This is a genomic window from Enterobacter sp. MG-EB028 (assembly GCF_056673305.1).
In genome coordinates, this window is the sequence record NZ_CP195079.1 from 3,258,537 (window position 1) to 3,272,388 (window position 13,852).

The following is a 13,852-nucleotide window of genomic DNA, read 5'->3' on the forward strand; positions in this document are numbered from 1 at the left end:
ATGGCTTGCAAGAAAAGTCGTCTTTGCGATATCAGAATTTAGAGATACTGCACATTTCTTCTGCGCTCAGCTGAATTTTGCTGAAGTTCAGCAAACCAGTTTCAGCTAAGTTCAGCCAGGTGGGGCGTAAGTTGAAATGCCATTTTGATTTTTCGTGGCGTAATTGACTTCACCCACTGTTTATTTTTTAGCTGACGGCGTAAACTCCGCCCCTCTCTGCTACTCGCTAATTATAAAACATGGATAACACCCCTGCGGCCACCGCGCCGAAGCCCTTTGATTTGACATCAACGGCGTTCCTGATTGTTGCCTTCTTCACGGGCATCGCCGGTGCGTTGCAAACCCCGACGCTGAGCTTATTCCTGACTAACGAAGTTCACGCCCGTCCGGCGATGGTTGGCTTCTTTTTTACCGGAAGCGCCATCATTGGCATTCTCGTCAGCCAGTTTCTGGCCGGTCGTTCCGACCGCAAGGGCGATCGTAAAAGCCTGATCGTTTTCTGCTGTCTGCTGGGGGTGTTGGCCTGCGTCCTGTTTGCCTGGAACCGTAACTATTTTGTTCTGCTGTTCATCGGGGTTTTTCTGAGCAGCTTTGGCTCAACCGCCAACCCGCAGCTATTTGCCCTCGCCCGCGAGCATGCCGACCATACCGGGCGGGAAGCGGTAATGTTCAGCTCGATATTGCGCGCTCAGGTGTCGCTGGCATGGGTGATTGGCCCGCCGCTGGCCTACGCGCTGGCGATGGGGTTTGGCTTTACGGTGATGTACCTGAGCGCAGCGGTCGCGTTTGTGGCGTGCGGCGCGCTGGTGTGGTTCTTTCTGCCGTCAATGCGCAAAGAGCCCAAAGTGGCAACGGGCGTGCTGGAAGCACCGCGTCGTAACCGCCGCGATGCCCTGCTCCTGTTTGTTATCTGCACGCTGATGTGGGGCACCAACAGCCTTTATATCATCAACATGCCGCTGTTTATTATTGATGAGCTGCACCTCCCGGAGAAGCTGGCCGGCATTATGATGGGCACCGCCGCGGGCCTTGAGATCCCGACCATGCTGATTGCAGGCTATTATGCGAAGCGTTTCGGAAAGCGTTTTTTAATGCGCGTCGCGGCCGTCGCCGGGCTGCTGTTCTACGTTGGTATGCTGACGGTGCATACGCCGGGACTCCTGCTGGCCTTACAGCTGCTGAACGCCATTTATATCGGCATCCTGGCGGGGATTGGCATGCTCTACTTCCAGGATCTGATGCCGGGCCAGGCAGGTGCCGCCACCACCCTTTATACTAATACCACCCGCGTGGGCTGGATTATCGCGGGCTCAATGGCCGGAATCGTTGCCGAGATCTGGAACTATCACACGGTATTCTGGATTGCGCTGCTGATGTGTACGCTGACGATTGGCTGTCTGGTGAGGATCAAAGACGTTTAAGGCGCAGTGAGCGCCTCCAGTTCAAGCAGCCAGGTCATCGCCTGCGCGCGCGTGCTGCCGCACATTTCGGCCGATGGCTGAAGCCCGGAACAGACTTTCGGGCGCAAGGGCGAACCAAAGATCATACACAGGTTGGATTCAGAGAGCTGAACGCAGCGGGTATTGGCAGGCTTGCCCTCCGGCATTCCTGGAATGGGGCTTGAAATGGACGGAGCGGTACAGCACGCGCCGCAATCTGGACGACAATCCATACATGCTCTCTCGGTGACGAACGCCCGTACAGTCGGGCATCGGGCGCACAGTAACACCTTTTGCGTATTGATAGCAAAAGCCACGAATTCCGCTTGCCTGAAAGGCCGCGCGCGAGTAATTTGGCGCGATATTTTTTACCTCCCGTAGACAGGATTACTGCAATGCCAAGAGCGAACGAAATTAAGAAAGGTATGGTACTGAATTACAACGGCAAACTGCTGATTGTGAAAGACATCGACATTCAGGCACCGAGCGCCCGTGGTGCAGCGACGCTGTACAAAATGCGTTTCGCCGATGTGCGTACCGGCCTGAAGGTGGAAGAACGTTTTAAAGGTGACGATATTGTCGATACCGTGACCCTGACCCGTCGCTACGTTGATTTCTCCTACGTCGACGGTAACGAGTACGTGTTCATGGATAAAGAAGATTACACACCGTATATCTTCACCAAAGATCAGATTGAAGAGGAGCTGCTGTTTATCCCTGAAGGCGGGATGCCAGACATGCAGGTGCTGACCTGGGACGGCGTGCTGCTGGCGCTGGAACTGCCGCAGACCGTCGATCTGGAAATCGTTGAAACCGCACCGGGCATTAAAGGCGCGTCAGCCAGTGCCCGCAACAAACCAGCGACCCTGACCACCGGCCTGGTTGTGCAGGTACCGGAATACCTCTCCGCTGGCGAGAAGATCCGCATCCATATCGAAGAAAAACGCTATATGGGTCGTGCTGACTGATTATGGCATTTGTCGGGTGGCGAAGCCGCCACCCGACAATTCCGGTTACAGAAGCTCCGGATACTTCGTCATCTTCAGCGCCAGCTCAACCCCGCGCACTTCCGCCATCCCCTTCAGGCGGCCAATCGCCGAATAGCCCGGGTTGGTTTTCTTACGCAGATCGTCCAGCATTTGATGCCCGTGATCCGGGCGGAACGGAATAGGACGTACGTCGCCCGCCTGCTTGCGACGTGCCTCTTCCGCCAGGATAGCGTCGACCACCGCCACCATATTCACGTCGCCGCCCAGGTGCGCCGCCTCGTGGAAGGTCTTTGGATTCTCCTCACGGCAGGTCGCACGCAGGTGCGTGAAGTGGATACGATCCCCGAAGGTTTCAATCATCCGCACCAGGTCGTTATCCGCGCGCACCCCGTAGGAGCCGGTACACATGGTAAAGCCGTTATAGATGCTGTTTACCGTCTCTTTCAGCCACTGCATATCTTCAATGGTAGAAACAATGCGCGGCAGGCCGAGGATAGGACGCGGCGGATCGTCCGGGTGCACCGCCAGACGCACGCCGGCCTCTTCCGCTACCGGCACGATAGCGCGCAGGAAATACGCCATGTTTTCACGCAGCTGCTGCTTATCAATATCGCCGTATTCCGCCAGACGCGCGCGGAACTGATCCAGCGTGTAGCCCTCTTCAGCCCCCGGCAGGCCCGCAATAATATTACGGGTCAGCTTTTCGATGTCTGCGTCACTGGCAGCGTTAAACCACGCGAGCGCCTGCTGCTGCTCTTCAGCGGTGTAATCCGCGTCGGCACCGGGACGTTTCAGAATATGCAGCTCGAATGCCGCAAAGGCAATCTGGTCGAAACGCAGCGCTTTCGAGCCGTCCGGCATCTGATATTCAAGGTCGGTACGCGTCCAGTCCAGAATAGGCATGAAGTTATAGCAAACCGTATCAATGCCGCAGGCCGCCAGGTTGCGAATGCTCTGCTGATAGTTCGCAATCCAGGTCTGGTATTCACCGGAATGGGTTTTGATATCTTCGTGAACCGGAATGCTCTCTACCACAGACCAGGTTAATCCTTTCTCCGCCAGCAGCGCCTGACGCTGCTGAATTTCCTCAACCGGCCAGACCTGGCCGTTAGGAATGTGATGCAGCGCCGTAACGACACCCGTTGCGCCAGCCTGACGCACATCATCAAGAGAAACCGGATCGTTCGGCCCGTACCAACGCCAGGTTTGTTCCATTGCCTCTTCCTCTCAAGTTGTTATACCAATATAGGGTACTGCAATGACGACTACCATACATGTTTACCGTAAAGGGTCAACATACCGCCACACATTGATTGATCAAACTCACAGAACGGGGATATTTACGGCTCACCAATTTTATTTGCTGTCATATAACTTTACACTGGCATTGTTAATTAATGGTTAATCAGGTGTGTATCTCATGAAGACAATTGCCTCCACCGCCCTTCCCGCCCAGGTTCAGCAACCGCGCTACGATCGTCAGCAACTGCGCTCCCGCATCGTCCATTTTGGCTTCGGTGCGTTTCACCGCGCGCACCAGGCATTGTTAACAAACCGGGTACTGAATGAAAAAGGCGGCGACTGGGGGATTTGTGAGATTAGCCTGTTCAGCGGCGATGTGCTGATGAGCCAGCTGCGCGCCCAGGATCACCTGTTTACCGTGCTGGAGAAAGGCGCGGAAGGAAATCAGCCGATTGTTGTCGGGGCCGTACATGAATGTCTGAACGCAAAGCTGGACTCTCTTCCCGCTATTATTGAGAAATTCTGTGAGCCGCAGGTGGCGATTGTGTCACTCACCATTACGGAGAAAGGCTACTGCATCGATCCCGCGACCGGTAAGCTGGATCTGCAAAACGCCCGGATCCTTCACGACCTCGAAAACCCCGCTGAACCGCATTCCGCGCCGGGGATCCTGGTCGAAGCCCTCAATCGCCGCCGCGAGCGCGGCTTGCCTGCGTTTACCGTGCTTTCCTGTGACAATATCCCGGACAACGGCCACGTAGTGAAAAACGCGGTGCTCGGCATGGCGCAAAAGCGTTCTTCCGCGCTGGCGGAGTGGATCGAAGGCCACGTGAGTTTTCCGGGAACGATGGTCGACAGAATTGTTCCCGCCGCGACGGAGGCCTCGCTCAGGGAAATCGCCGACGCGCTCGGGGTTGACGATCCGTGCGCCATCAGCTGCGAACCGTTCATTCAGTGGGTAGTGGAAGATAATTTCGTCGCCGGACGTCCTGAGTGGGAAGCCGCAGGCGTTCAGATGGTGCAGGACGTTCTGCCATGGGAGCAGATGAAATTACGCATGCTCAACGGCAGCCACTCTTTCCTGGCGTATCTTGGGTATCTTGCCGGGTACGCGCATATTAATGAATGTATGGAAGACACCACCTTCCGCGAAGCCGCCCGGCGGTTAATGCTGGATGAGCAGGCACCCACGCTGCGCATAAAGGATGTCGACCTGAAGGCTTACGCCGACAGTCTGATTGAGCGTTTTGCTAACCCGGCGCTACAGCACCGTACATGGCAAATCGCGATGGACGGCAGCCAGAAGCTGCCGCAGCGGATGCTGGATGGGATCCGCGTCCACCTTGAGCGTAAAACAGCATGGCCGCTACTGGCGCTGGGCGTCGCCGGCTGGATGCGCTACGTCAGCGGGTTCGACGAACGCGGCAACGCGATTGACGTTCGCGATCCCCTCAGCGATAAAATTCGCGCGATTGTCGACGCCAGCAGCGATACCGATCGCGTCCACGCGCTGCTGGGGCTAAGTGAGGTATTTGGTCACGATCTCGCGCAGAATAGCCTCTTTGTAGAGGCTGTCAGCCAGGCCTACCAGCGCATCGCCCGCCGTGGCGCACGTCAGGCTGTTATAGAAACGTTAAATCTTTAGCGATTATTGCGCTTAATGCGAACGGATATCGCCTCCGTTCGCCCTCCCCCCTTCTCATTGCGCCCGTTTTTCGCCAGGATAAGATCATAGTGTTATAGCATCACAATTCTCTTGCGGAGCGCACGTGACCAAAACCAACCTCATCACCGGTTTTCTCGGCAGCGGTAAAACCACCTCAATCCTTCATCTGCTGGCAAATAAAGATCCCGCAGAGAAATGGGCCGTGCTGGTCAATGAATTCGGCGAGGTGGGCATTGATGGCGCGTTGCTTTCATCCAGCGGCGCGATGATTAAAGAGATCCCCGGCGGATGCATGTGCTGCGTAAACGGCCTGCCGATGCAGGTGGGTCTCAATACGCTGCTGCGTCAGGGTAAACCGGACCGCCTGCTGATTGAACCCACCGGTCTGGGCCACCCGAAGCAGATCCTCGATTTACTGACCGCCCCGGTTTACGAGCCGTGGATCGATCTGCGCGCCACGCTGTGCCTGCTCGATCCGCGTCAGCTTCTGGATGAAAAAGCGGTGGCCAATGAAAATTTCCGCGATCAGCTTGCCTCAGCAGACGTTATCGTCGCCAACAAAGAAGATCGCGCCACGCCGGAAAGCCAGGCCGCGCTGGAAGCGTGGTGGCAACATTTCGGCGGCAATCGAACGCGGGTGCAGACCACCCAGGGGAACATTGACAGCGCCCTGCTGGATCTTCCTCGCCTGAACCTGACGGAACTTCCGGCCAGCGCGGAGCATGCGCATCACCATCCTGCAAAGCAGGGCCTGGCCGCGCTTAGCCTGCCGGAACATCAGCGCTGGCGTCGAAATCTGAACAGCGGTCAGGGGTATCAGGCCTGCGGATGGATTTTCGATGCCGATACCGTTTTCGATACCATTGGCATCCTTGAGTGGGCCAGGCTTGCGCCGGTCGACCGCGTGAAAGGGATTATGCGCACGCCAGACGGACTGGTAAGGATCAACCGCCAGGGCGACGATTTCTTTATCGAAACGCAAAACGTCGCGCCTCCTGACAGCCGAATAGAGTTAATTAGTGCGGTTAACGCCGACTGGAATGCCCTGCAGTCCAGCCTGTTGAAGCTTCGTTTAAGTTCGGGCGGCTAACGTTGCCCCAGTTTTCACTCTATGCAGAACGTTATGACGACTCGAATTCCCCTGATATTACTGCTTAATGTCGCCGGTCTGGCGCTTTTCTTCTCCTGGTATATCCCGGTGAATCACGGTTTCTGGTTCCCGCTGGATTCATCCCTGTTTCATTTCTTCAACCAGGGGCTGGTGAAGAGCGACGCCTTCCTGTGGCTGGTGGCGATCACCAACAACCGCGCCTTTGACGGCTTTTCCCTGCTGGCCATGGGCTGCCTGATGCTCTCTTTCTGGCTTAAAGAGGATTATTCAGGGCGTCGCCGTATCCTTATTATCGGACTGGTGATGCTTCTGACCGCGGTGATCGTTAATCAGCTGGCGCAACATCTGATGCCGGTAAAACGTGCAAGTCCTTCGCTCTCTTTCCCGAATATTTATCGCGTGAGTGAATTGCTGCATATTCCAACAAAAGATGCGTCGAAAGACAGTTTCCCGGGCGATCACGGCATGATGCTGCTTATTTTCTCTGGGTTCATGCTGCGATATTTCGGCAAGAAAGCGTTCGCTATTGCCCTGCTTATTGTGGTGATATTTGCCTTTCCGCGCGTAATGATCGGCGCTCACTGGCTAACTGATATTGTTGTGGGTTCCCTTTCCGCGGTGCTGATTGGTCTGCCGTGGGTTTTGATGACGCCGTTGAGCGATCGCCTGATTGCTGTTTTCGATCGCCACCTCCCGCGCAGAAAGCAACAAATATTAAACAAATAATCAACATCTTTTAACGTTAACGCTCGGGGATCATAGCGATCCCTGATAGAGCGCTTCCCACGATCCTTCCTCGCTGTCATATTCTCGTCATCGTATTCATGATAAAAATGAAGCAATTGCGCGATTACGCTATGGATCTGCCGCTATTTTGAGCATTTACGGATTTTTACTTTCTGTATCACAATTTCTTATAAAAAAAAGGCTTTTTTTACTCGCAATACCCCAGGCAATCGGTTAATCTCGAACTCGTTTTGCCCCATAGGGATAATTATTTCCATGGTGAATAATTTTGTGCGCTGCGCCACAAATGTCGCCAGAAACAATTGTCTCATTGTGAACAGATAATTAGTCTCGTCACGTTTGGCATTTTTATAACGATATTTGTCGTTAAGGACTTCAAGGGAAAATAAACAAAATGGTCAAATCTCAACCGTTTCTGAGATATATCTTACGGGGGATCCCGGCGATAGCAGTCGCGGTACTGTTATCTGCATGTAGTACATCGAACACCGCAAAGAATATGCATCCTGAGACGCGTGTTGTGGGAATGGAAGACGCCTCATCACTGCAAGCCTCTCAGGATGAATTTGAAAATATGGTACGTAATCTGGACGTGAAGTCCCGCATTATGGACCAGTATGCTGACTGGAAAGGCGTGCGTTACCGTCTTGGCGGCAGTACCAAAAAAGGCATTGATTGTTCCAGTTTTGTACAGCGTACGTTCCGTGAACAATTTGGGTTAGACCTTCCGCGTTCGACCTACGAACAGCAGGAGATGGGCAAGTCGATTTCACGTTCCAAACTGCGCACCGGCGATTTAGTTCTGTTCCGTGCGGGTTCGACAGGTCGACACGTGGGTATCTACATTGGTAACGACCAGTTTGTACATGCCTCCACCAGCAGCGGTGTGACTATTTCCAGCATGAATGAACCGTACTGGAAGAAGCGCTACAACGAAGCGCGACGCGTACTGACCCGCAGTTAATATGATGATTGTATCGTTGGTTATCCCTTGGCTGGCGATACAATAAAAAAAAGCACTGCTTCGGCGGTGTTTTTTTTTGCCCGTTACAATGAATACTATCAGCGGCAATTCAGGAACCACGACGTTTATGCTCACCCGCTACTTTTCCAGTCATCGAAAGATACTGATCCTCAGTATCATTACCGGCCTGATTGCCGCCCTGCTCCTGGGTTCGTTGCAATTTCTCTGGAGCTACCACAAGCGGGAAATTCGATTCGATACGCTGATCAAGGATGTGAGCATCTACATGGATAGCTATTTTGACGAGCTAAAAGCCTCGATCGACGTGCTTCAGCCGCTCACGCTCAATAATTGCCATGACGTTAACGCGGAGCTAACCTCGCGCGCAGCCTTCAGCCTCAACGTGCGTGCCTTCCTGCTGGTCAGAGACAAAATGGCGTTCTGCTCGTCAGCCACAGGGCCAATGAATGCCCCGATGGAGGAGCTGATACCCGAGCTGCACATCAACAAGCAGGTTGATGTCGCGCTGCTCCCCGGCACCCCCATGCTGCCCAATAAACCCGCGATTGCCATCTGGTATCGTAACCCGCTCGTGAAAGACGGCGGCGTATTCACCTCAGTGAATCTTAACCTGACGCCATACCTGCTTTATACCGCGCGTCAGGACGAGTTTGCAGGTATCGCGATTATCATCGGCGACAATGCGTTATCCACCAGATCGAGCACCCTCGTCAGGGCGCAGGATTTGCACGAGACTCCCGCGCGCACCGCGACGCTCAAAGACGTTCCTCTGACCATCAACCTGTACGCCGAGGAGTGGACAAGCGATGAGATCCTCTATGCCCTGTTCTTCGGGCTGGTGTGCGGGATTGCGGCAGGGTCGCTGAACTTCTACATCCTCACGACGCGTCTCAATCCGGGCAAAGAAATTCTGAGCGCCATCAAGCGCGGCCAGTTCTATGTGGTTTATCAGCCCGTTGTCGATGCCAAATCGCTCAGGATGACCGGGCTTGAAGTCCTGATGCGCTGGAAGCACCCGACCATGGGTGAGATCCCGCCGGACGCTTTTATCAATTTTGCCGAAGCGCAGAAGCTGATTGTCCCGCTGACGCTGCATCTTTTTGACCTGATTATTCACGATGCGCCAGTGTTACAGACCGTGCTGCCGCCGGGTGCGAAAGTGGGCATTAATATCGCGCCGGGGCATCTGCATGCGGAAAGCTTCAAAGACGATATGCGCACCTTCAAAGCCCTGCTGCCGCCTGATTACTTCCAGATCGTACTGGAAATTACCGAGCGCGACATGCTTAACCATCGGGAAGCTAACAGCCTCTTCGAATGGCTGCATAACGAAGGGTTTGAAATTGCCATCGACGATTTCGGCACCGGCCACAGCGCGTTGATTTATCTTGAACATTTCACCATGGACTACCTGAAAATCGACCGTGGTTTCGTCAACGCCATTGGCACAGAAACCGTGACCTCCCCGGTGCTGGATGCCGTACTGACGCTGGCAAGACGACTGAATATGTCGACCGTTGCGGAAGGGGTGGAAACGCCGGAACAGGCGGCCTGGCTGCGCGAGCATGGGGTTAATTACCTGCAGGGGTACTGGATTAGCCGCCCGATGCCGCTGGAGCAGTTCCGCACGTGGCAAAATACGCTGTCGCCTGACGGTGAATAATTTCACATTGCCGGTGGCGTCACTTATTATTCAGCTTTACTGAGCCGGTCTGTAAAAAAGGGAGCCGCCGCGAGATGTTTATGCGCTTTATGTTGCTTTGGTTGGCAGTAGTGAGCCTGTCCAGCCAGGCGCAAACCATCAAAGAGAACATCGCGTTCGCCGTGATTGGCGAGCCCAAATACGCGGTCAATTTTACGCACTTCGATTACGTCAATCCTGCCGCCCCTAAGGGTGGAAAGGTCACGCTCTCGGCGACGGGAACGTTCGACAACTTTAACCGCTTCGCCCTGCGCGGGGTGGCCGCGGCGCGAACAGAATCGCTCTACGACACGCTTTTTGTGACGTCTGATGATGAGCCCGGCAGCTACTACCCGCTGATTGCCGATAACGTGCGCTACGCGGATAACTTCGCCTGGGCCGAAATTACCCTAAACCCCCGGGCCCGCTTTCACGACGGCACGCCGGTCAGGGCCAGCGACGTGGCCTTTACGTTTCATAAATTTATGACCGAAGGCGTTCCCCAGTTCCGCATTGTGTATAAAGGCACAACGGTGCGCGCCATTGCGCCGCTCACCGTACGCATCGAGCTGAGCGAACCGAACAAAGAGAATATGCTCAGCCTGTTCTCGCTGCCGGTTATGCCTGAATCGTTCTGGAAAAGCCATAAGTTAAGCGACCCGCTCTCCACGCCACCGCTGGCCGGCGGCCCTTACCGCATTACCGACTGGCGCATGGGGCAGTACGTGGTCTATTCCCGCGTGAAAGACTACTGGGCGGCTAACCTGCCGGTAAACCGCGGGCGCTGGAATTTCGACACCCTTCGCTATGACTACTACCTCGACGATAACGTGGCGTTTGAAGCCTTCAAGGCCGGCGCATTCGATTTACGCGTGGAGAGCAGCGCCAAAAACTGGGCGACCCGCTATATCGGCAAAAACTTCACGAAAGGCTACATCGTGAAAGACGAGCATAAAAACGAATCCGCCCAGGACACGCGCTGGCTGGCATTTAATATTCAGCGCCCGGTATTTACAGACCGCCGCGTTCGGGAAGCGATTTCCCTGGCCTTTGATTTTGAATGGATGAACAAAGCGCTTTTTTACGGGGCGTACAGCCGTGCGAACAGCTATTTCCAGAACACCGAATATGCCGCGCGGGATTACCCGAAAGCCGACGAACTGGTCCTGCTGGCGCCGCTGAAAGCGGACGTGCCGCCGGAGGTATTTACCACGGTGTTTCAGCCGCCCGCTTCAAAAGGGGACGGGTACGACCGCGACAATCTGCTGAAGGCCAGCAAGCTGCTGGATGAGGCAGGCTGGCAGCTGAAGAATCAGAAGCGCGTCGATGCGAAAACCGGCAAGCCTTTAAGCTTTGAACTGCTGCTCTCCTCCGGCGGCAACGATCAGTGGGTGCTGCCGTTTAAACACAACCTTGCGCGGCTGGGGATCACCATGAATATTCGTCAGGTTGATAACGCGCAGATCACCAACCGCATGCGCAGCCGTGATTACGACATGATGCAGCGCCTGTGGCCCGCGCAGCCGTGGCCCAGCTCGGACCTGCAAATCTCCTGGGCCTCCAGCTACATCGACTCGTCCTACAATGCGCCCGGGGTAAAAAGCCCGGCGATTGATGCCCTGATTGCGAAAATTGTGGCGGCGCAGGGCGATAAAGAAAAACTTCTGCCGCTCGGTCGCGCCCTCGACAGGGTCTTAACCTGGAACTACTACATGCTACCGATGTGGTATATGGGCGAAGACCGGCTTGCACGCTGGGACAAGTTCTCCGTGCCTGCCGTGCGCCCTGTCTATTCGCTGGGCTTTGACACCTGGTGGTATGACGTAAATAAAGCCGCCAGACTGCCCGCCGAGCGGCGATAAGGAATTATCATGGGTGCCTATTTAATACGCCGTCTTCTGCTGGTCATTCCCACGCTGTGGGCCATTATCACCATTAACTTTTTTATCGTGCAAATTGCTCCCGGCGGCCCGGTCGATCAGGCTATTGCCGCCATTGAGTTTGGTAACAGCGGCGGCATGCCTGGTGGCGGCGGAGAAGGCATGGGCGCGAGCCATGCTCGCACCGGCGTGGGGAATATCAGTGAAAGCCACTACCGCGGCGGGCGCGGGCTGGATCCTGAGGTGATCGCCGAGATCACCCATCGCTACGGCTTTGATAAGCCAATTCACGAGCGCTATTTCAAGATGCTCTGGGATTATATCCGCTTTGATTTTGGCGATAGCCTGTTCCGCAGTGCGTCCGTGTTAACGTTGATCAAGCAAAGCCTGCCGGTTTCGGTCACGCTGGGGCTGTGGGGGACGCTGATTATCTATCTGGTCTCTATACCGCTTGGGATCCGTAAAGCGGTGCATAACGGCAGCCGCTTCGATATCTGGAGCAGCACCTTTATCATCATCGGCTATGCTATTCCGGCGTTTCTGTTTGCCGTCCTGCTGATCGTCTTTTTTGCCGGGGGCAGCTACTTCGACATCTTCCCGCTGCGGGGGCTGGTCTCCGCCGATTTCAGCACGCTGCCGTGGTACCAGAAAATCACCGACTATCTCTGGCATATCACGCTGCCGGTTCTGGCAACGGTGATCGGCGGGTTTGCCGCCCTGACCATGTTGACCAAAAACGCGTTTCTCGATGAAATTCGCAAGCAGTATGTCGTGACCGCCCGCGCCAAAGGGGTCAGCGAGAAGCAAATTATGTGGAAACACGTCTTCCGCAACGCCATGCTGCTGGTGATTGCCGGGTTTCCGGCCACGTTCATCAGCATGTTTTTTACCGGCTCGCTGCTGATTGAGGTGATGTTCTCGCTTAACGGTCTCGGCCTGCTGGGCTACGAAGCCACCGTGTCGCGCGATTATCCGGTAATGTTTGGCACGCTCTATATTTTCACCCTGATTGGCCTGCTGCTGAATATCGTCAGTGATATCAGCTATACGCTGGTCGATCCCCGAATTGATTTTGAGGGCCGCTGATGCCGCGTTTAAGCCCCGTTAACCAGGCCCGCTGGGCCCGTTTTCGCCATAACCGCCGCGGCTACTGGTCGCTGTGGATTTTTGCTGTCCTGTTTGTCCTGAGCATGTGTTCAGAGCTGATCGCCAACGACAAACCGTTGCTGGTGCACTTTAACGACCGCTGGTATGTGCCGGTACTGGCCAACTACAGTGAAAGCGACTTCGGCGGCCCGTTTGCGACGCCGGCGGAGTATCAGGATCCGTGGCTGCGCCAGCAGATCGAACAGCACGGCTGGGCCCTTTGGGCGCCGGTGCGCTTTGGTGCCAACAGCATTAACTTCGCGACCACGACCCCCTTCCCTTCTCCGCCCTCTGCGCAAAACTGGCTGGGGACGGACGCTAACGGCGGCGACGTGCTGGCGCGCATTCTCTACGGTACGCGGATTTCTATTCTCTTTGGGCTGATGCTGACGATCTTCTCCAGCGTAATGGGCGTGGTGGCCGGTGCCGTTCAGGGCTACTACGGCGGGAAAATTGATCTGTGGGGTCAGCGTATCATCGAAGTCTGGTCTGGTATGCCAACGCTGTTTCTGATTATCCTGCTTTCCAGCGTGGTGCAGCCGAGCTTCTGGTGGCTGCTGGGCATCACCGTTCTGTTTGGCTGGATGGCGCTGGTAGGCGTGGTGCGGGCAGAGTTTCTGCGCACCCGTAATTTCGACTATATCCGCGCCGCGCAGGCGCTTGGAGTGAGCGACCGGGGAATCATCTTCCGCCATATGCTGCCTAACGCCGTGGTAGCAACGCTCACCTTCCTGCCGTTTATTCTGTGCAGCTCCATCACCACCCTCACCTCGCTGGACTTTCTGGGCTTCGGCCTGCCGCTGGGGTCGCCGTCGCTCGGCGAACTGCTGTTGCAGGGCAAGAACAACCTGCAGGCTCCGTGGCTGGGCATCACCGCCTTTCTTTCCGTGGCCGTGCTGCTTTCGCTGCTGATTTTTATCGGCGAAGCCGTACGCGATGCCTTCGATCCCAACAAGGCGGTATAAG

General features: G+C 55.3%; 12 protein-coding genes. 10 read left to right on the plus strand and 2 right to left on the minus strand.

Annotation, left to right across the window (positions count from 1 at the left end; all coding sequences use genetic code 11):
- Window positions 1–239: 239 nt before the first annotated feature.
- The gene (gene setB / locus ACR42C_RS15445; RefSeq protein WP_320720905.1) at window positions 240–1,421 is read left to right on the plus strand and encodes a sugar efflux transporter SetB; all 1,182 of its coding nucleotides are present in this window, start codon (window positions 240–242) and stop codon (window positions 1,419–1,421) included.
- Here the strand turns inward: setB and ACR42C_RS15450 are convergent.
- Window positions 1,418–1,672, minus strand: coding sequence for a YkgJ family cysteine cluster protein (locus ACR42C_RS15450; protein WP_163330244.1), 255 nt, complete (start codon window positions 1,670–1,672; stop codon window positions 1,418–1,420). The genes setB and ACR42C_RS15450 overlap by 4 nt on opposite strands.
- Before the next feature lie 162 nt (window positions 1,673–1,834).
- On the opposite strand from ACR42C_RS15450, the gene yeiP reads away from it, so the two are divergent.
- Window positions 1,835–2,407: an elongation factor P-like protein YeiP gene (gene yeiP / locus ACR42C_RS15455; protein ID WP_014884579.1), complete on the plus strand. Its 573-nt coding sequence runs from the start codon at window positions 1,835–1,837 to the stop codon at window positions 2,405–2,407.
- Window positions 2,408–2,452: 45 nt separating this feature from the next.
- Here the strand turns inward: yeiP and uxuA are convergent, their stop codons facing one another.
- Window positions 2,453–3,643 carry a mannonate dehydratase gene (gene uxuA, locus ACR42C_RS15460; RefSeq protein ID WP_163330245.1) on the minus strand — a complete coding sequence of 397 codons (1,191 nt, stop codon included), beginning with the start codon at window positions 3,641–3,643 and terminating at the stop codon, window positions 2,453–2,455.
- 205 nt (window positions 3,644–3,848) lie between these two features.
- Between uxuA and ACR42C_RS15465 the strand changes: the two genes are divergently transcribed.
- The 8 genes from ACR42C_RS15465 to ACR42C_RS15500 all read left to right on the plus strand — a co-directional run bounded on the left by ACR42C_RS15465 (window position 3,849) and on the right by ACR42C_RS15500 (window position 13,851).
- Complete coding sequence (locus ACR42C_RS15465; protein WP_479984300.1) at window positions 3,849–5,315, plus strand: mannitol dehydrogenase family protein; 1,467 nt, start codon at window positions 3,849–3,851, stop codon at window positions 5,313–5,315.
- 124 nt (window positions 5,316–5,439) lie between these two features.
- On the plus strand, window positions 5,440–6,426 hold the full coding sequence (locus tag ACR42C_RS15470) for a CobW family GTP-binding protein (protein ID WP_479984301.1): 987 nt from the start codon (window positions 5,440–5,442) through the stop codon (window positions 6,424–6,426).
- Between the two features lie 33 nt (window positions 6,427–6,459).
- Window positions 6,460–7,173 carry a phosphatase PAP2 family protein gene (locus ACR42C_RS15475; protein ID WP_479984302.1) on the plus strand — a complete coding sequence of 238 codons (714 nt, stop codon included), beginning with the start codon at window positions 6,460–6,462 and terminating at the stop codon, window positions 7,171–7,173.
- Window positions 7,174–7,588: 415 nt separating this feature from the next.
- Window positions 7,589–8,158 (plus strand): bifunctional murein DD-endopeptidase/murein LD-carboxypeptidase, encoded by a 570-nt coding sequence (gene mepS / locus ACR42C_RS15480; RefSeq protein ID WP_116338663.1) that lies wholly within the window; start codon window positions 7,589–7,591, stop codon window positions 8,156–8,158.
- Between the two features lie 127 nt (window positions 8,159–8,285).
- Window positions 8,286–9,842, plus strand: coding sequence for a cyclic di-GMP phosphodiesterase (locus ACR42C_RS15485; RefSeq protein WP_163330249.1), 1,557 nt, complete (start codon window positions 8,286–8,288; stop codon window positions 9,840–9,842).
- A gap of 74 nt (window positions 9,843–9,916) precedes the next feature.
- Window positions 9,917–11,722, plus strand: a complete 1,806-nt coding sequence (locus ACR42C_RS15490; protein WP_116338659.1) for an extracellular solute-binding protein — start codon at window positions 9,917–9,919, stop codon at window positions 11,720–11,722.
- A gap of 9 nt (window positions 11,723–11,731) precedes the next feature.
- Window positions 11,732–12,826 (plus strand): microcin C ABC transporter permease YejB, encoded by a 1,095-nt coding sequence (locus ACR42C_RS15495; RefSeq protein ID WP_116338657.1) that lies wholly within the window; start codon window positions 11,732–11,734, stop codon window positions 12,824–12,826.
- Complete coding sequence (locus ACR42C_RS15500; RefSeq protein WP_116338655.1) at window positions 12,826–13,851, plus strand: ABC transporter permease; 1,026 nt, start codon at window positions 12,826–12,828, stop codon at window positions 13,849–13,851. Before ACR42C_RS15495 ends, ACR42C_RS15500 begins: the two co-directional genes overlap by 1 nt.
- Window position 13,852 lies beyond the last annotated feature (1 nt).